Origin of the sequence: Archangium violaceum Cb vi76 (assembly GCF_000733295.1) — a bacterium.
Classification (GTDB): Bacteria; Myxococcota; Myxococcia; order Myxococcales; family Myxococcaceae; genus Archangium; species Archangium violaceum.
On the sequence record NZ_JPMI01000367.1, the window covers coordinates 1 to 17,235 of the forward strand.

Here is a 17,235-nt window from a genome sequence, read left to right on the forward strand (position 1 = left end):
AAGACTCGGGGCCTTCGCCTTTGCGGGCTGCTGCATTTCTCCGCTCCGCGTGTGTCTTTCCGCAGCGCAGTGCCTTGCTTCACACCGTTTCCATCTTCGCGCTGGCGATGCCTCTCCAGGCTTGCTTGATTGGTGTTCCTCTCTTCAAGTCCAGGAGCTCCTCGTCCATGAAGCAGCTGCTGCGCCCCGCCCTTGGTGGTCTCCTCGCCCTCGCCGTCTTCCTCTCTCCCGAACGTGCCGAGGCGACTGACTTCCGGCTCACCCTCGGCGCTGACTACCAGATCAACTCCGGCGCCTTCTTCCACCTCACCGGCTCCGTCGACTTCATCTTCGTCGGCCCCCTCTCTATCGGCACCCGCTTCGGCGCCCTCCTCGCCACCCAGCCCAATACCTTCGGCGTCCCTCTTGACCTGAATATCCGCTTCACCCCTCGGCGCACTCCTCTGTACGTGGAGTTCCTCGGTGGTCCGTGGATCTTCTTCCAGGGGGACGTCTTCCGCGCCCACGCCGCCTTTGGTTTCGGCTATCAGGGCCGTTCCGTCAGCTTCGGCCTCGAGGTCGGCTACCTCCAGCCGAGTCCTCATATCGGTCTGCGCCTCGGCTGGCGCTTCTAGTCCTCGCAGGGCCCGGCCTGGCCAGGCGCGTATCAGTAGTGCGGCGGCTTCTCGTGCTGCCTCGCGTCCACCAGGCCCGGCTCGTCCTGCAGCTTCTTCTTCAGCTGCTCGACTTCCGCCCTCAGTACGTCCATCTCCCGCTGCTGGGCGTACAGCACCTCGCTCAGCTCCTGCAGCAGCTCCTGCTGCTGCATGTAACGCAGCTCCAACTCCACGATCCGCGACTCGTCTTCCATTCCCCTGGGATAACCCGGTCTCGAGCTCGTTGTCCCGGGTCGCGGTTCCGTTGCCCTCTGGCTCTCCCCATGGATGCCTCCCGCCACCTCCTCCGCGCCCGTGAACTCCTCGAGCGCGGCCGGCCCGAGCTCGCCGAGTCCGCCTTGAGCGATGCCATCGATGCCTCCATCCAGGCCGAGGACCTCGTCATGCTCACCCGCGCTCGCATGGCCCTGGGTGAACTGCTCTCCTCCGAGGGCCGCGATGACGAGGCCATCCCCTTCCTCCAGGCCGTTGTTCGCACCGAGATCGCGGATGGTTCTGTTGATCTCGAGGTCAAGGCCGCTGCCCGGTTGCTCCGGCGGATCCGCGGCATCCCCGAGGAGTAGACCCTCACCCCGGCCCTCTCCCAGAGGGAGAGGGTGATGCGCTACGGCGTGCGGCAGGCGCTTCTCACCGCGTCCATCCGCTCCGGAAACCGTCTCTCCAGGTCCATCCTCGTCGCCCTCATGTCGTCCAGCCGCCCTGTCTGTCTTTGAATCTCACACAGCGCGGACAGCGGTCTCATGTCCGACATGTCCAGGCGATCCGCTTCCCTCAACGCCTCCTCCGCCCCCTCCACGTCCCCCACCCGGTACGCCGCCATCCCCAACTGGTAGTGCCCCATCACCAGCCCCGGCTCCTCCTCCACCGCCCTCGCGAACAGCTCCCTCGCTTCCTCCATCCTCCCCTGCGCCACCCTCACCAGCCCCTCCTCCACCCAAAGCCTCGCCCTCCCCAGCTTCTCCTCCAGCTTCTTCAAGACCTGGAGCGCTTCCTCCCCACGGCCCGCCGCGCTCAACAGCCTCCCGTACCTGAGCCCCACTCCCGTCTCCCCGGGCGCCTTCCCGTACGCCTCCTCCACCGCCTTCAGCGCCCCCGCCACGTCCCCGTCCCTCTCCGCGAAGTCCGCTCTCAATAGCGCCCCCCTCACATCCCCAGGCGCCAACTCCTCCGCCCTCGCCAGCGACTCCTCCTCGCACCGGTTCATCCGCTGCTCGTGGCATACCCTCGCCAGCAAGAGCTGCGTCTCCACGTCCCCCGGCTCCAGCCGCTCCGCTTCCTTCGCCAGCTCGTAGGCGTCCAACGGCGCTCCCTCCAGCAAGAGCTCCGCCCCCGCCCTCAGGTGCTCACCCCTCGTCTTCGGGTTCTCCTTCAGCTTCTTCAGCACCTGCGCCCGTTGCACCGCGTCCGGAATCGCCTTCGCCATCGCCAGCTCCTGCTCCGGCATGTTCCTCGGCAGGAAGAGCGGGATCAGATGCACCACGAAGGCCACCGTGCAGGCGATCAGCACTCCCTTCATGCCCCGCTCGAGCCACCAGTGGCGCGGCCTCTCCGGCGCTCCCCTCTCTTCCGGGGGCTGCTCGGGGCCTCGGTGCTTCCGGGTCTCTTCGGCGGGCGGCGGTACGTTCAACACGGCCCTTCGACTCTAAGGGACTCGCCGCTCCCTTCGCAGCGCCCCCCGCCCACTCCCCTGGTCACTGTCCGACACCCGTTGCCAGCAGCAATCAGCCAGGCTCATCCCCCCCTCACCTCAGGACACCGCCCTCAGCCTCGGCCTCGGCCTCTCCGGCAACTCCTCCCCACAGCTCCAGCACAGCTCGAAGTTCCCCGGGTTCTCCTCCCGACACCCCGGGCACTCCACCTCCCTCGCCGCCTTCTCCTCATCCCCCTCCAACTCCTCCACCAGCTCCCTCGCCCTCTCCACCTCCTCCTCCGGCACCCACAACTCCACCCACGTCTCCGTGCTCGGTATCTCCCCCGCCAACGGTGCCAGGCTCTCCCCTCGTACCTCCACCGACAACCCCGAGCCCGTCAGCAACCCCGCCCTCAAGCGCGCCTCCCCCGCCGTCCGGTGTACCGAAAACCTCACTCGCTTCATCGTCCCTCTCTACCCACCCGCCCTCCTTCCCCGCAACCCACCCCCTCCACCCGTCCCCACCTCACGAGTTCAGCTCCCTCCCTGGCCTGCTCCTCGGCCTGCCGCGTACACTGTGCCGATCAAGGGGGGATTTCTGCTCGGTTTAGAACTCAGTCGGGAAGGCGAGGGGACTTCTCCGGTTCCCTCCCAGCGTTCCTCCCTCTATCCGTTGCCGGCTTTTGTTCCCCCGTCGCTTCCCCTCGGAGACGCCGTGGCCTTCCTCTCCAGCAGCCCCTCCCAGCCCCATGGCGCTCCCCTGTGGGCCCGCTACGGTCTGGCCCTGCTGCTCACCGGCCTGGCCTTCTCCTTCCAGTGGCTCCTCGCCCCCTGGCTCCCTCCCTCCCCCTCCTTCTTCTTCCTCTCCTCCATCCTCCTCGCCGCCTGGCTCGGCGGTCATGGGCCCGGTGCCCTCTCCACCCTCCTGGCCCTCGTCCTCACCTTCTTCTTCTTCCGGCCCCCCGGCGGCTCCCCCTCCCACCACCTCGTCTCCTGCGCCCTCTTCACCGGCGTCTCCGCCTTGATGACCCTGGTGGCCTCCCGCGTCCGCCTCCTCCTCCACGAGGCCCACTCCGCTCGCGCCTCCGCCCAGGCCCACGGTCAGACCCTCTCCATCACCCTGCGCAGCATCGGCGACGCCGTCCTCACCACCGGCCCCGATGGGCTCGTCCGCTTCATCAACCCCGTCGCCTCCTACTTCACCGGCTGGCGCGAAACCGAGGCCATCGGCCAGCCCCTCTCCCGCGTCCTCCGCCTCGTCGACCCCTCCTCCCGCCAGCCCCTCGACTCCTCCCTCCTCGCACCCCTCGAGGACCGGCCCGTCCAGCTCGGCCTCCCCGCCCTCCTCCTCTCCAAGAACGGCGCCGAGCTCCCCATCGAGCACACCGCCGCCCCCATCTCCGACCCCCACGGCTCCTCCCTCGGTACCGTCATCGTCTTCCGCGATATCTCCGCCCGCTTCCGCGAGGAGCATGAGCACGCCCAGCTCCTCGCCCGCGAACACGACGCCCACCTCGAGGCCGAGTCCCAGCGCGAACGTCTCGAGACCCTCTTCATGCAGGCCCCCGTCGCCATCTGCCTCACCCGCGGCGATGACCACGTCGTCGAGCTCGTCAACCCGCTCGGACAAACCCTCGTCGGCGAGCTCCTCACCCCCGGCCGCTCCGTCCGCGAGTCCATCTCCGGGCTCGACCCCCACCTCCTCCAACTGCTCGATGAGGTGTTCCGCAAGGGCACCCCCTTCACCGGCCACGAGGTCCCCCTCCGCGCCGACTTCTCCGGCTCCGGCCACCCCGAGGTGAAGTACTTCGACCTCACCTGGCAGCCCTGGCGCGGTCACGACGGGGCGATTCTCGGCACCATGGGCCTGTGCGCCGAGGTCACCGAACAGGTGCTCGCCCGACGCGAGGTGGAAGCCCTCGCCTCCGACCTGCAGAAGGCCCTCCAGATTCGCGACGACTTCCTCTCCGTCGCCTCCCATGAGCTCAAGACGCCCCTGACCTCGCTCCAGCTTCAGCTCCAGTTGCTCTGGCGCTCGCTCCCCGAGTCCGGTCCCGATGGGCAGACCCACCCCGCTCGCAAGCGCATCGAGGCCACCCGCCGCCCCGCCGAGCGGCTCCACCAGCTCGTCAACAACCTGCTCGACGTCTCCCGCATCCGCGCGGGCCGCCTCGCCCTCGAACACGAGACCGTCGACTTCTCCTCGCTCCTCCAGGACGTCGTCACCCGCGCCGAGGCCGATGCCGCCGGCGCCGGGTGCACCCTGCTCCTCCGGGCCGAGTCCCCCGTCATCGGCCGCTGGGACCGCCTCCGCCTCGAGCAGGTCGTCACCAACCTGCTCTCCAATGCCATCAAGTACGGCGCCAACCACCCCGTCGAGATGACCGTCGTCCAGGACGGCGACCTCGCCCTCCTCACCGTGAGAGATCACGGCATCGGCATCGCCCCCGAGCACCAGGCCCGCATCTTCCAGCGCTTCGAACGCGCTGTCTCCGAACGCCACTACGGCGGCTTCGGGCTCGGGTTGTGGATCGTCAAGCAGATCGTCGAGTCGCTCGGCGGGGATATTCGCGTCGAGAGTCAGCCCGGACGGGGCGCCACCTTCACCGTGGCCCTCCCCCTCGCGCCTCCCCCCAGCGGCCGCTCCGACGCCGTCTCCGCTCCCGCTTCCCACGTCGCCAACTGAGCCTCTCGTGGCGGAGTGGGGGAGGGGATTACTCCTCCACGCGCAGCTCGTGCGGCAAGACCGCGTGCGCGTGCCTCGGCGCCCTCAGGTGCAACTCCTCCGTCAGGAGCTCGTCCAACTCCTCCAGGAGCTCGTCGTACGGCGTTCCGTCTCCCCTCGCTCGCTGCCCCGCGTGCGCTTCCAGCCGTACTCTCGGCGTCTCCTCGTCCTCGAACGCCAGGCTCACCGCCATCCCCCTCGGGCCCCCCGCCACCGGCTCCACCACCGCCGGCGCCGGTTGTCTCTCCGCTTCCTCCACCAGCGGCCCCAGGCGCTCGATCTCCTCCTCCGTCAGCTCCCGCTCCACCACCGTCTCGCCCTGCTCCAGCACCCTCAGGTGCCTCAGCCTCTCCACCCGCACCGCCTGCGCCCCCGTGTTCGTCCTCCCGTTGCGCTCGTACGTCACCGTCTTCACGCTCCACCTCCCCCGGCTCGGCCTACGGGCTCCGCCTTGTGGAGGTAGTCACTTCTCCGGCTCGTGGCTCGCTTGCTCCCTCGCCGGGGCACGGTGGGGGTCCAGCGGGGGGAACCCGGGGGGCCCGGCACCCTCACCCCGTCCCTCTCCCGGAGGGCGAGGGGAGATTGCTCCCGCTCGAGTGTTCCTTCCTGGGGAGTGTTCCTTCCTTGGAACTCCGAGTGTTCTTCTTCCCTCACCCCAACCCTCTCCCAGAGGGAGAGGGCGTTGACTCTGACGCACCGCGTTCGCTTCCTGCTGTCTGCCCCCTCCCCACGCCATTACACTCCCGCCGTGCGTCCTGAATCCGCCGCCCTTTCCCACCCCGTCCCTTCCAGCGACTCGCTCGCCGTCGCTTCCCCTTCGCTCCCCCAGCCCCCTCGCCCCCGCTCCGAGCGCCTGCTCGCCCTCTCCTCCACCGAGTTCGACCTCCTCGTCATCGGCGGCGGCGTCACCGGCTCCGGCATCGCCCGCGATGCCTCCCTCCGCGGCCTCCGCGTCGCCCTCGTCGAACGCGAGGACTTCGCCTCCGGTACCTCCAGCCGCTCCTCCCGCCTCATCCACGGCGGCGTCCGCTACCTCGAGCACGGCCACCTCGGCCTCGTCTTCGAGTCCTCCATCGAGCGCTACCGCCTCCTCCGCCTCGCCCCCCACCTCGTCCGGCCCCTCGCCTTCGTCTGGCCCGTCTACCAGGGCGCCCGCATCCCCCGCTGGAAGCTCGCCGCCGGCCTCAAGCTCTATGACGCCCTCGCCCTCTTCCGGAACGTGAAGGGCTCCCGCAGCCTCAACGCCTCCCAGGTCTCCGAGGTCGTCCCCGGGCTGCGCACCGACGGTCTCCGCGGCGGCTCCCGCTACTACGACGCCGCCACCGACGACGCCCGCCTCACCTTCATCAACGCCCTCGCCGCCTCCGAGGCCGGCGCCATCGTCCTCAACCACGTCTCCGTCCGCTCCCTCGTCGTCCAGGACGGCCGCGCCCGCGGTGCCACCGTCGTCGACTCCCTCACCGGCCAGCCACTCACCGTCCGCGCCCGCGCCATCGTCAACGCCACCGGGCCCTGGTCCGATGAAATCCGCAAGCTCGACGCCACCAACGGCGGAGGCCCCACCGTCCGCGGCTCCAAGGGCGTCCACATCTCCGTCCCCCGCGAGCGGCTCCCCACCGACTGCGCCCTCACCCTCCTGTCCCCCGTCGACGGGCGCGTCATGTTCATCCTCCCCGCCCACTCCCACACCATCATCGGCACCACCGAAACCGCCACCCGCGCCCACCCCTCCGAGGTCCGCGCCAGCCTCTCCGACGTCGACTACCTCCTCGCCTCCGCCAACGGCTTCTTCCCCACCGCCCACCTCTCCCGCGAGGACGTCGTCAGCGCCTGGGCCGGCATCCGCCCCCTCGTCGCCAGCGCCTACTCCGGCTCCGGTGACGCCGGCAGCGCCAGCCGCGAGCACGCCATCCACACCAGCCCCACCGGCGTCCTCGCCATCTCCGGCGGCAAGCTCACCACCTACCGCGTCATGGCCCGCGACATGGTCGACGCCGTCGAGCACGCCCTCGGCCTCCCCCACCGCAAGGCCCCCACCCACGCCCTCCCGCTCCCCGGCGGCGACATCCCCTCCCTCGAGGCCGAGCTCGCCTCCGCCCGCTCCACCGTGGGCCGCGACGACATCGCCACCCACCTCGTCCACGCCTACGGCGGCCGCTGGCGCCAGGTCTGGGCCCTCACCCACGCGCAGCCCCTCCTCGCCGAGCCCCTCGCCCCCGGCCTCCCCTACCTCCGCGCCGAGGCCGTCCACGGCGTCACCCACGAGCTCGTCCACACCCTGTCCGACCTGCTCGTGCGCCGCCTCAAGGTCGCCTTCGAGACACGGGACCTCGGCCGCGCCGCCGCCCGCATCGCCGCCTCCGACATGGCCCCCCTGCTCGGGTGGAGCCCCCAGGACGTCGAGCGCCAACTGGCCGACTACTCCCGCGACGTGGAGCGGCTCTTCGGCATCGACCCCGCCGACGCCTGACGTCCACCAGCGCTCAGCCGACCGGGGGACTTCCGCCCGTCCGCCCTACCGGCCTGCAAGCGGACGACCTACCGTGATTCAATACGGAATGGGCCCGTCCTCCAGGCGTTTCGCGGGCCTTTGTCCTCCGCCCGGTTCCGCCAGGCGGTGCCATCCCCCAGACGGGGGTAGGGAGACGTACATATGAGGCGATTGGTGCTGTTGGGCCTGCTGGGGCTGGGTGTGAATGGGTGCGCCGTGGAGCCCCCCGATGGTGGCGCCGAGCAGCTCGAGAAGCCGCTCTGCCCCGAGCTGGTCATCTCGGACCTGAGCCGCTCGCCCAGCCAGAGCCTCTCCGTGGGCACCGCGTCCTCCGCGCTGAGCGCCTCGTCCACCACCGCACAGCCCGTGCTGGTGCGCTTCCGCTCGCGGGCCGGCATGCGCTCGGCCGCCGCGCTCCGCCAGCGCGAGGACACGCTCCAGAAGGCCGGCGGCCACCTCAAGTACCACTGGCCCTCGCTCGACGCCGCCGCCCTCTCCCTCACCCCCGAGGCCCAGGCCCGGCTCGCCCAGGACCCCGACGTCCTCTCCATCACCCCGGACCGCACCGTGCGCGCGCTCGGCCTTCCGTCCCGCGTGCCCGTCTCCGCCCTGGCCTCCGTGCCCGAAACCCCCGCCCCTCCCTCCGAGTACACCTGGTCCGTCCGCATGTCCCAGGCCAACGAGGTGTGGGACGCCAACAATGACGGCGCGCTCGACACCGACGCCCCCAATGGCTCCGGCGTCACCGTGTGCGTCATCGACAGCGGCATCGACCGCGACCACCCCGAGCTCAAGGCCGCGTACGTCAAGGGCAAGGACTACATCGACGACGACGATGACCCCGAGGACAAGGACGCCTCGGGCGCGTGGGGCGGCGGCCATGGCACCCACGTGGCTGGCACCATCCTCGCCCAGCTCGGCTCCGGCGGGCAGGTGGACCTCAACGACTCCACCCTCAGCCCCAACGGCATGGTGGGCGTGGCCCCCGGCGCCCGGCTCCTCGTGGCCCGCGTGCTCGACGAGCGCGGCGATGGGCGCACCTCCGACGTCATCGAGGCCCTCAAGTGGTGCAAGGAGGAGAACGCCAACATCGTCTCGCTCTCGCTCGGCTCGTCCACCCCGGACCCCGTCGAGGAGGAGACCTTCCAGGCTCTGTGGGACGCGGGCATCCTCGCCATCGCCGCCAGCGGCAACTCCGGCGAAGCCACCCCGTACAACCCCATGTACCCGGCCGCCTACGGCACCGTCATCGCCGTGGGCGCGGTGGACTCCGAGATGAAGCACGCCCGCTACTCGCAGGGCGGTGAGCACCTGAGCCTCGTGGCCCCCGGCAGCGGCGTGTACTCCACCTACCCGCGGGGCAACTCGCCCTTCGCGAACCTGATGATCGATGGCACCTTCTACAAATCGAGCTCCCTCGACTACGTCCCCTTCGAGGAGTACGAGGGCACGCTCGTGGACTGCGGCCTGGGCGCCAGCATGCGCTCGTGCCTCGGCGGCAGCGTCACCTGCGAGGGCTTCGTCGCCTACGTGGACCGCGGCGACATCCGCTTCAACGACAAGGTGAAGAACGTGCGCTCGCAGGGCGCGCGCGCCGTCATCATCGGCAACAACGACCCCGAGGATGATGACTCGCTCGGCTTCACCCTGGGCAACGCCGCCGAATGGCCGCCCGTGACGGCCGTTCCCACCGGCACCGCGCAGTTCCTCCGCGGCCAGTTCGGCAAGACGGTGCGCGTGGGCATCCGCGGCGGGGACTACGCCTTCAGCTCCGGCACCTCCATGGCCACGCCCCACGTCGCCGGTGTGGCCGCCCTGGTGTGGAGCGCCAACCGCGGCCTCAAGAACGCCGATGTGCGCCGCATCCTCGAGAGCACCGCCAAGGACCTCGTGGATCCCATCGACTCGCCGGACTCCACCGTGGGCAAGGATCCCGTCTTCGGCTACGGCCTGGTGCAGGCCAAGGCCGCGGTGGAGGAGGCCTACAGGCAATTGCCGTAGCTCCGGGACGCTCGTGTCCCCTGGCGCTCCCGTGTCCCGCGGGAGCGCCCACGCCCGGCCCGGAGCCCCGGAGCCTCAGCCCGCGAGCTCCGCGTCGATGGCCTCGATGAACTGCTCCATCGGGCGCGCCCCCACCACCGCCGTGTCGTTGATGAAGAAGGTGGGCGTCCCCGACACGCCCCGCTGGCGCGCCTCCGTCACCTCCGCGTCCAGGTAGTTGTCGTAGGCCCCGCTGTCCAGCGCGCGGTTGAAGCGCTCCACGTCCAGCTTCAGCTTCTTCGCCAGCTTCTCCAGCGACGCCCGGTCCAGCTCCTTCTGCTGCTGGAAGAGCGCGTCGTGGTACTCCCAGAAGCGGCCCTGCTCCGCCGCCGCCATGCTCGCCGCCGCCGCCAGCCGCGCGTGCTCGTGGAAGGGCAGCGGCGAGTGCCGGAAGACGATGCGGATTCTGTCCCCGTACTTCTCGCGCAGCTGCTTCAGCGTGTTGCTGCCCTTCGAGCAGAAGGGACACTGGAAGTCCGACCACACCTCCACCGTCACCTTCGCGTCCGCCGGGCCCTGGCTCGGTGCCTCGCGGCGGGGCGTGGCCGCCCGCGGTGCCGCGGGGTGCGGAGTCTTGCAGTTGTTGCCATCACAGGCCTCGGCCGACGACACCGGGACGAAACCAGACACGAACGCGCCGACGAGCGCGGCGGTGAGCATGCGCTTCATGAGTGACCTCTGGAGTGGTTGGGATTGTCCTGCCCCCAGAAGTGACACTCACGGCGCCTGGGTTTCAGCGCGCCATTTTCCGCTTCATTTTCAGGGCAGCGGCCGCGCGGGCGACGCCAGCAGGCACGCCCCGAAGCTCGCCTCGACCAGCGCCACGGCCTCGACGCTGGGGTCCATGCACGCCGGCACGCGCGCGATGGACACCATTCCCTGGCTCCACGCGTCCTCCGAGGAGAACGAGGCGAACGCGCCGTGCGACGTGGAATGCGAGCGCGGCGCCATGCTCAGCGCCATGAAGGCCACCGCCGCCGCCGCTCCCATCATCGCCACCCACCCCCGGTGCTCCCGGCGCGGCTGACGCGGCGCGGGCGCCGGACGCAGCTTCGCCTCCAGTGCCTCGAAGCGCAGCGCCGGCCGCGACGGCATCCGCCGGGCCCGCTGCGCCATCCACCCGCGCTCCGTGCGCAGCCACGCCAACGCCCGTGTGCACGTGGCACACGTGGCCGCATGCGCGCTCACCCGCTCGGCGTCCTCCGCGGAGAGCTCTCCGGCGAGCAGCGCGTCCAACTCCGACTCGCGGCAGGGGGTGCTCATGAATGTCCTCCATTTCCCACGTGCCCCGCGAGCCGCTCGCGCAACTGCAGCCGTGCACGGTGGATTTCGTTCTTCACCTTGGGCAGCGACCAGCCCATCACCTGGGCGATGTCCTCGTACGCCAGCCCATGATCGATGCGCAGCAGCAGCGCCGAGCGCCGCTCCTCGCGCAACTCCCCGAGTGCCTCCGCCAACAACCCCTCCATCTCCCGGTTCAGCAGCAGCTCCTCCGGCGTGGGCGAGGGCAGGCTGGCCTCCAGCAGTGGCTCGTTCTCCTCGGAGGCGATGTCCAGGTGCGTGCCCCGCGTCCGCCGCGACTCGAGGTAGATGTGGCGGGCAATCCCCAGCAGCCACGAGGCCAGGCGCGCATCGTCCCGCAGCGCCCCGAGCTTCCCGTGCGCCCGGACGAAGGTTTCCTGGGTGGCCTCGTCCGCGGCGGCATCGTCCCGGAAGAGATCTCTCAGGAAGCGCCACACGGCGGGCGAGTGCTGCTCGAAGAGCGTGCGGAAGGCGACCGGGTCCCCCTTGCGCGCACGCGTGAGCAGCCGGCGCTCGGCGTCCCCGGCCGAGGGCGCACCGCCCACCAGGGGCAATCGGACCGCGAAAAGGTGGCTCACGCGCCGTGGTGACATGAGGCCGCCGGGAGTTTCACCGCTCGTTCTCTTTCATGCCGGCCCCGTGGGTCGAACCGGACACGCCCGCTCCGAGAGCCGCCAGGGAGGCGGGGTGCCGCCCCAGGCCGGGTGTGTCCCTTCGAGAACAATTCCCACCTTTCGCCACGGGGAGGGGTCAACGAGGAGAACGGCATGCGGAGAGCCATCTGGATGGCGCTGGCCTTCATGGGGACTGCCCCTCTGGTGGCCCTGGCGCAGCAGCAGAACACGGGAAATGCCCCGGCGGCGAGTCCCTCGGGGGCGGCGAGCGTCGAGCAGGGCCAGGACACGACAGCCACCCAGGCCCCCGGGGCGCCAGGGCAGCAGTCGGCCGGGACCATCGGCACTCAGGGCCAGCCCGCCACCGGAGGCCCCGCTGGGACGCACGGCACCCCCGGGCAGACCGGTGGAGTGGGCGGGGCAGGGGGCGCGGACATGGGCACCGGCACGGGTGGCGGTGGCACCGGAGGCGGGGCTACCGGTGCGACGGGGACGGGCGGCACCGGGACGGGCTCGGTAGGCAGTGGCGGTACCAGCACGGGCGGCACCGGAGTGGGCGGCGGTACGGGGACGGGGAGTGGAGGCGCCAGCGGTCAGTCCGCGATGCAGCAGGCGCCCATGGGCTCCGAGGCGATGCAGCGGGAGCTGGCCTTCTTGCGCCAGCGCGTGGCCCGTCTGGAGGCCGAGGTGGATGCCCTGCGTGGCACGGGTGGTGGGGGCACCGGCGGCGCCACCCCGGGAGTCGATACCGGCACCCCGGGTCCGGATCCGGAGGACATGAGGATTCAGGGGCCTGTCACCGTGGCCACCGCGGTGTTCGACGGCCGCGTGGTCGACGTCGCGCGCAAGCACATCGACATCGTCGACACCTCGGATGGCACCTTCTATCGCCTCACCGTCGATGCCCAGACGAAGGCCTTCGTGGGGCCGGACCTCCAGCGCATCCCCGTGGGACAGATTTCCGAGGGGACGCCGGTGCGCACCTCGTTCGCGCTCATCTCCGGCGTCGAGCATGCGCGCAACATCGTCACGAACCCCCAGCGGGCGCCGCGGTGGCAGCAGGAGCAGCAGCGGGGGCCCGGGCCGCGGAGGGAGGCTCCGCCGCAGCCGACCCCGGAGCAGTAGGACAGGCCAGGAGGGGGCGGGCCTGTCAGGGGGGAGGGTCCGGCGGCGATGGGGAGCAACTTGTCCGACTGTTGGACAAGTTGGCACGCCGCGCGGCCGGAGGGTGCCGCTGGCTCAGTCGACCTCCAGCAAGTCCAGCGATGGGATGAGGGGCGGCGGCATCTGCCACAGCCCCGCCTGGTGCTGGTAGCCGACCTCGAAGGCATCCAGGATGGCGGGCCAGCGATCCGCGAAGACGGCCCAGTTGTACTCGGTCGGCTTCGAGGTGAGGAAGTTGTGGTCCCGGTCCGGTTGCCGCTCGGTGTAGTCGCTGAATTCCCAGGCGATGGGGCCCATGGGCAGGCGCAGGGTCGGCGTCATCGCGTGCATGAGGGCGTCGCGGGGCACCTCGCCCGCGCGCGGGGAGGACGGGGTGAAGGCCGGCTGCACGGCGTTGTGCTGCTCGTGCCACGCCAGGTAGTTGTTGGCGAAGGCGATGAGTGCATTCCGTCCCGAGGCCTCCGCCGTCCGCCGCGCCTCCTCGAAGAGGGCGAAGGCGGCCACCAGCAAGCTCCGCCCGCGCACCTCGGGCAGCACGGTTCCGAAGTGGGTGGGCTGGGGTGAGTCCTTCACGTGCTCGAGCGCGTACTCCCGGGCCCGGCGCGCCTCGCTGGCGGAGGCTCCGTCCAGCGCGAAGGTCTCCACCACCTGGAGTGGCTTCACCTCGTTTCCACCGGACTGCCCTCGCCAATCGAGGTACGCGCGCGCCGAGGCCGCGATGTCCCCGTAGATGGCCACGTTCCCATCGAGCAGCAGCTGCTCCAGCGTGCGAGCCACCGCCTCGGCCTTGTCGAGCGGCGTGGCGCCCGGGGCGTCATGGAGCACGCGCGCGACACGCCAGGTGGTGATCCACAGGGTGCGCGGGTCCGCGAGCACGTCCAGGTTGGCCGCGCTCAGCAGCGTGCCCAGGGAGGCGGCCACGTCGTGCGACAGGCCGAAGAAACGCAACGTGCCCGCCACCTTCTCCGCCACGAGCCGGTCCGGCCCGGTGAGGCCTCCCCGGTCGAGCGCCTGTTTGATGGAGGGAGCGGGCTCGCCCTGAGCGGTGTCGATGATGGCCCGGGCGAGGTACGCACCGAGCATTCCCTTGCCCGCCTCCAGGGAGGCGTGGGGGGCGAAGGCGAACCAGTTGCAGAGGACGCGAGGGCTTCCGCCAGGCCGGTGCTCCGGGTCGAGCAGCGTCTGGAGGTCATGGGCGAGCTGGATGTAGCCCTGGGTGATGCGGTGGTTGATGTCCAGTGCGCGGGACGAGTCGGCCACCAGCCAGGGGGCGGGCGCGCGGAGGACGTTGCGGGGACGGGCGGCCTCGAGGCGGCCCGTGGGCTCGGGGGACGCAGGCGAGGGCAGGGGGCCGGACGTGCTGGTGCCTGCCGGAGCGGTACCACCCGGGTTGCTGGACGATGGATCCTGAGTCGACAAGCGCTGCGCCCCCATGTGCCACGCGAGACCGGCCCGACACCCGGAGGTGGCATCCGTGTGTCGGGAGCCTCCTCGGAGGCTCGGAGAGCGGCCGATGCTCCGCTCGAGTCGTCCCGTGCCTCCAGCTCCAAGCCGGTTGCTCGCGGGGGTCCGCCGCCCAACGTTCTATCGGAAGAAGGGAGCGCGGCGTAGATGCGGAAGCCGACCTGGTGGGATTTGGGAATCGCGGTGCTCGGCCTGGTGCTCGTGTGCAGCGCCACGCAGGGTGTGTCCCTTGCTCAGTATCCCGGGGCTCAGGACCCCGAGGAGCAGTCCCCCGAGGGCTCGGTGGGTGATGTCACCCAGGACACGCGCATCACGGGGACGTCGGACGGGATGGGCTCGGACCAGGGGCTGCCGACGACGGCCCAGACGGGCACGGGCGGCTCCGGAGTGGACGCGGGGCAGGGCACGGGGACGGGGACGCAACAACTGTCGACACTGGAGGCCCAGCAGCGGGTGGAGATCGCCCGGTTGCGCGCGCAGGTGGCTGGGCTCGAGCAGCAACTGGCGCAGATGCGGGTCAACCTGGCGCGCGTCCAGGCCGGCCAGGGCACGGGCGGTAGCGGCCAGGAGACGGGCACGGGCGGCGGCGGGACCGGGAGCCCGGCAGTTGGCGAGCCGAACGCGGAGGCCCCCGCGGGCGCCACCGGAGTCGGCTCCTCCACGGCCGAGGGCGTGGGCAGTGGCGGCACTCCTACCGGCACGCCGACGGGCACGGCGACGAACCCCAGCAACAACGAGGGCTACGCCGTGGCCACTGTCATCCACAGGGGCCGTGTGCGCTCGGTCACCCAGCAGCAGCTCGTGCTCGACGAGGAGGACGGAGGAACCAGCACGCTGTCACTCGCCAAGGAGGTGCGCGTCACCCAGGGCCGCCAGCAGATGTCCCTGAAGAACCTCGGCGAGGGCACCCTGGTGCGCACCTCCGCGGACCTCTACGCCCGGGGCAACCCGGTGACGAGCATCGAGGTCCTGTCCGTGCCCAAGGCCCCCTCGAAATGACAACGCCCCCTCCCGGTGAGCGAGAGGGGGCGGCGTCCTTCATTCACGGATGAAGGGCTCGGGTACTACGGGCAGAGGAAGCGCACCCGGTAGTCCTGGCAGCTGCCATCGGACTGCTGCGAGTTGGTGCACGTGCCGCCGGCGAGCGTGCAGCTGTAGACCTCACCCGTGCTGGTGTAGGGGGCGCCGCTGGCCGTCTGGCACTCCACGCCGATGGGGTTGGCGCAGACCGGGTAGCCGCCGGCGATGAGGTCGCTCAGCGTCTCGTAGTCGCCGCTGCCACTGGGGAGGTCACGGTTGAACCAGCCCGTCCACGTGCCGGTGGAGCCGTTGACCTGGACGGAGCGCGAGGTGGTGGCGTTGAGCTGCCGGCCCCACGAGTCGCTCAGCGCGGTGAGCTGCACCGTCTTGGCGCCGGAGGAGGACCAGGCCTTGCCCGCGGCCGTGGCGGTCTGCGGCGCGCCGCTCACGTTGGTGAGGGTGCTGTCACCCCAGTTGAAGCGGTAGTTCACGTTGTCGCCGTACGGCCAGCAGGGGCGCATCTTCGCGGTGTAGCCCGTGGAGGTGTTCACGTTGGTGCTCGCGGGGCCGCCGAGGATGGGGCGGATGGCGCTCGAGCCGCCGCTGATGAGATCCCAGAACTTGATGTGACGGCGCTGGGTGCTCCACAGGTTGTTCCACTGCCGGGGGTTGCCGCCGAAGGCCGAGGCCTGCGCGGTGATGAAGAGCCGCCAGTCGAGGTTGAAGGTGAGCGCGCTCACCGTCTCGTTGAGGCCATTGCCATCCGCGTCACCACAGGCGTTGCCGTAGTAGCCCCACAGGTCGCCGTACAGGTAGGGACGCACGCCCACCTGCGCATAGGCGAGCCACTCGGAGTACAGGTAGGCGCGCACGGCGACCTGCACCCAGACGGTGGGCTGGATGCGGCCCGACACGCTGCCCGTCAGCGGCTGGAGCGAGTTGGTGCCCAGGTTGTAGTTGGCCCAGCCACCGCACGAGCTCAGCGTGCAGGTGTAGTCGAAGGCGCCCGTGGCCGTCTGGTTGCCGTTGTAGTTCACCGAGCCGGTGACGCTCGCCGCCACCTCGAGGCCCAGGTTGATGGGCAGGTTGAAGCCGATGTGCACCGGCACCGGGCCGATGAAGAAGTTCAGCGAGCCCAGCGACGGCTTGGCGATCTGCCCGTTCCAGCTCCAGTTGTAGCTGAGCGTGCCGTTCACCGCCGAGCCGTTGGCCACGCTCACGTTGCCCCAGGCCCGCGCGTGCTGGAAGTTGACGCCGTAGGGCACGCACACCCAGAAGATCTTGTGGCGCTTGACCTTCAGCACCACTTCACCCGTCGCGCTGCCGTTGATGTTGCCCGTCGCGCTCAGGGTGCCGGAGAAGCCCGAGCCGAAGTTGTGGCTCGTGGAGATGGGCGTGTTGAGGTTGAAGCTCTTGCTCCGGCTGAACGTCTGGTCCGAGCACGAGCCGAACGGCCCCATCTTGTGCACGCCCGTGGGGGACTCCTCGTCGGGCGGCTCGGCGATGGCCTTCAGCGCCTCGGTGAGCTCTCCCTTCTCGTAGGAGAGGGCGATCTCATCGACGATCTTCTTGTCGAGCACGAAGATCGTCTCGTCCTTGGACTCGGTGGCCGCCGCGGACAGCTCCTCCTGGAGGTAGGGGTGCAGCGGCAGCTGGTAGAAGGCCTCGCGGGCCGTGCTCTTGATGTTGTAGATGTCCTGCGAGTAGTAGCGGCCGTCGTCATCCACGGCATAGCCGCTGATGTTCTTGAGCTGCCAGCCCTCGCCCTCGGCGAGCACCTTCTCCGCGTAGTACTTGTCCTCCGGAACCTCCTGCGCGGACGCGGCGCCTCCGGTGACGAGTACCAGGCCCGCGCCGAGGCGCAGGGCGAGATTCTTCCAGGTCATGGTTTTCCCCTCTTTGAATGGACGCCCGCCGGTCCACGGCTTCCCGGGTGATGGAGCGGACCGCGCGAAACACCGCGTCCGGCTGGCGTAGGGGAAACCTCTCACGTCTGGGTTTGTTTTGCAAGCATGGCGGAGTATTCCAGGATTGTTGCCTTGGCGGCTACAGAGAGGGAGTGAGGGGCGTTGCCCGGAGTGCAACGGCAATCGTGTTGCTCCGCGGGCAACAGCCGGATGTCTGGGATT

The 17,235-nt window shown here is 70.3% G+C and carries 16 protein-coding genes; 7 read left to right on the forward strand and 9 right to left on the reverse strand.

What is annotated here, in order from left to right; all coding sequences use genetic code 11:
- Positions 1–167 precede the first annotated feature (167 nt).
- Positions 168–614: a hypothetical protein gene (locus tag Q664_RS45425; RefSeq protein ID WP_200883862.1), complete on the forward strand. Its 447-nt coding sequence runs from the start codon at positions 168–170 to the stop codon at positions 612–614.
- A gap of 32 nt (positions 615–646) precedes the next feature.
- On the opposite strand, the gene Q664_RS45430 is transcribed toward Q664_RS45425, so the two are convergent.
- Positions 647–850 carry a SlyX family protein gene (locus Q664_RS45430; protein WP_043411779.1) on the reverse strand — a complete coding sequence of 68 codons (204 nt, stop codon included), beginning with the start codon at positions 848–850 and terminating at the stop codon, positions 647–649.
- A gap of 69 nt (positions 851–919) precedes the next feature.
- On the opposite strand from Q664_RS45430, the gene Q664_RS45435 reads away from it, so the two are divergent.
- Positions 920–1,219, forward strand: a complete 300-nt coding sequence (locus tag Q664_RS45435) for a hypothetical protein (RefSeq protein ID WP_043411781.1) — start codon at positions 920–922, stop codon at positions 1,217–1,219.
- Positions 1,220–1,260: 41 nt separating this feature from the next.
- Here the strand turns inward: Q664_RS45435 and Q664_RS45440 are convergent, their stop codons facing one another.
- Both Q664_RS45440 and Q664_RS45445 read right to left on the reverse strand, forming a co-directional pair.
- Positions 1,261–2,172: a tetratricopeptide repeat protein gene (locus tag Q664_RS45440; RefSeq protein ID WP_043411783.1), complete on the reverse strand. Its 912-nt coding sequence runs from the start codon at positions 2,170–2,172 to the stop codon at positions 1,261–1,263.
- Between the two features lie 231 nt (positions 2,173–2,403).
- Entirely contained in the window at positions 2,404–2,751 is a 348-nt protein-coding gene (locus tag Q664_RS45445) for a putative signal transducing protein (protein ID WP_043411786.1), read from the reverse strand.
- Between the two features lie 250 nt (positions 2,752–3,001).
- Between Q664_RS45445 and Q664_RS53625 the strand changes: the two genes are divergently transcribed.
- Positions 3,002–4,972: a sensor histidine kinase gene (locus tag Q664_RS53625; protein ID WP_052519503.1), complete on the forward strand. Its 1,971-nt coding sequence runs from the start codon at positions 3,002–3,004 to the stop codon at positions 4,970–4,972.
- Positions 4,973–5,000: 28 nt separating this feature from the next.
- On the opposite strand, the gene Q664_RS45455 is transcribed toward Q664_RS53625, so the two are convergent.
- Positions 5,001–5,426, reverse strand: coding sequence for a hypothetical protein (locus tag Q664_RS45455; RefSeq protein WP_043411789.1), 426 nt, complete (start codon positions 5,424–5,426; stop codon positions 5,001–5,003).
- 333 nt (positions 5,427–5,759) lie between these two features.
- On the opposite strand from Q664_RS45455, the gene Q664_RS45460 reads away from it, so the two are divergent.
- Together Q664_RS45460 and Q664_RS45465 are read left to right on the forward strand one after the other, a co-directional pair.
- On the forward strand, positions 5,760–7,481 hold the full coding sequence (locus Q664_RS45460) for a glycerol-3-phosphate dehydrogenase/oxidase (RefSeq protein ID WP_043411988.1): 1,722 nt from the start codon (positions 5,760–5,762) through the stop codon (positions 7,479–7,481).
- Positions 7,482–7,664: 183 nt separating this feature from the next.
- Entirely contained in the window at positions 7,665–9,503 is a 1,839-nt protein-coding gene (locus Q664_RS45465; protein WP_043411791.1) for a S8 family serine peptidase, read from the forward strand.
- A gap of 75 nt (positions 9,504–9,578) precedes the next feature.
- Here Q664_RS45465 and Q664_RS45470 read toward each other — a convergent pair whose 3' ends face one another.
- From Q664_RS45470 to Q664_RS45480, 3 genes are all read right to left on the reverse strand, one after another.
- Complete coding sequence (locus Q664_RS45470; RefSeq protein WP_052519505.1) at positions 9,579–10,211, reverse strand: DsbA family protein; 633 nt, start codon at positions 10,209–10,211, stop codon at positions 9,579–9,581.
- Between the two features lie 90 nt (positions 10,212–10,301).
- On the reverse strand, positions 10,302–10,805 hold the full coding sequence (locus Q664_RS45475) for an anti-sigma factor family protein (protein ID WP_043411793.1): 504 nt from the start codon (positions 10,803–10,805) through the stop codon (positions 10,302–10,304).
- On the reverse strand, positions 10,802–11,422 hold the full coding sequence (locus Q664_RS45480) for an RNA polymerase sigma factor (protein ID WP_043411994.1): 621 nt from the start codon (positions 11,420–11,422) through the stop codon (positions 10,802–10,804). The genes Q664_RS45475 and Q664_RS45480 overlap by 4 nt, the downstream gene beginning before the upstream one ends.
- 189 nt (positions 11,423–11,611) lie before the next feature.
- On the opposite strand from Q664_RS45480, the gene Q664_RS58570 reads away from it, so the two are divergent.
- The gene (locus Q664_RS58570; protein ID WP_152622727.1) at positions 11,612–12,583 is read left to right on the forward strand and encodes a coiled-coil domain-containing protein; all 972 of its coding nucleotides are present in this window, start codon (positions 11,612–11,614) and stop codon (positions 12,581–12,583) included.
- 114 nt (positions 12,584–12,697) lie between these two features.
- On the opposite strand, the gene Q664_RS45490 is transcribed toward Q664_RS58570, so the two are convergent.
- On the reverse strand, positions 12,698–14,041 hold the full coding sequence (locus Q664_RS45490) for a hypothetical protein (protein WP_152622728.1): 1,344 nt from the start codon (positions 14,039–14,041) through the stop codon (positions 12,698–12,700).
- A gap of 192 nt (positions 14,042–14,233) precedes the next feature.
- Between Q664_RS45490 and Q664_RS45495 the strand changes: the two genes are divergently transcribed.
- Complete coding sequence (locus Q664_RS45495) at positions 14,234–15,085, forward strand: hypothetical protein (protein ID WP_043411798.1); 852 nt, start codon at positions 14,234–14,236, stop codon at positions 15,083–15,085.
- Between the two features lie 65 nt (positions 15,086–15,150).
- Here Q664_RS45495 and Q664_RS45500 read toward each other — a convergent pair whose 3' ends face one another.
- Positions 15,151–16,992, reverse strand: coding sequence for a hypothetical protein (locus Q664_RS45500; protein WP_043411801.1), 1,842 nt, complete (start codon positions 16,990–16,992; stop codon positions 15,151–15,153).
- Positions 16,993–17,235: the final 243 nt, after the last annotated feature.

What these genes read in the sequence shown, in the direction of transcription:
- Q664_RS45425 (WP_200883862.1), top strand. Translation starts at nt 168, where the DNA reads ATGAAGCAGCTGCTGCGCCCCGCCCTTGGTGGTCTCCTCGCCCTCGCC.
- Q664_RS45430 (WP_043411779.1), bottom strand. Translation starts at nt 850, where the DNA reads ATGGAAGACGAGTCGCGGATCGTGGAGTTGGAGCTGCGTTACATGCAG.
- Q664_RS45435 (WP_043411781.1), top strand. Translation starts at nt 920, where the DNA reads ATGGATGCCTCCCGCCACCTCCTCCGCGCCCGTGAACTCCTCGAGCGC.
- Q664_RS45440 (WP_043411783.1), bottom strand. Translation starts at nt 2,172, where the DNA reads ATGAAGGGAGTGCTGATCGCCTGCACGGTGGCCTTCGTGGTGCATCTG.
- Q664_RS45445 (WP_043411786.1), bottom strand. Translation starts at nt 2,751, where the DNA reads ATGAAGCGAGTGAGGTTTTCGGTACACCGGACGGCGGGGGAGGCGCGC.
- Q664_RS45465 (WP_043411791.1), top strand. Translation starts at nt 7,665, where the DNA reads ATGAGGCGATTGGTGCTGTTGGGCCTGCTGGGGCTGGGTGTGAATGGG.
- Q664_RS45470 (WP_052519505.1), bottom strand. Translation starts at nt 10,211, where the DNA reads ATGAAGCGCATGCTCACCGCCGCGCTCGTCGGCGCGTTCGTGTCTGGT.
- Q664_RS45475 (WP_043411793.1), bottom strand. Translation starts at nt 10,805, where the DNA reads ATGAGCACCCCCTGCCGCGAGTCGGAGTTGGACGCGCTGCTCGCCGGA.
- Q664_RS58570 (WP_152622727.1), top strand. Translation starts at nt 11,612, where the DNA reads ATGCGGAGAGCCATCTGGATGGCGCTGGCCTTCATGGGGACTGCCCCT.
- Q664_RS45495 (WP_043411798.1), top strand. Translation starts at nt 14,234, where the DNA reads ATGCGGAAGCCGACCTGGTGGGATTTGGGAATCGCGGTGCTCGGCCTG.
- Q664_RS45500 (WP_043411801.1), bottom strand. Translation starts at nt 16,992, where the DNA reads ATGACCTGGAAGAATCTCGCCCTGCGCCTCGGCGCGGGCCTGGTACTC.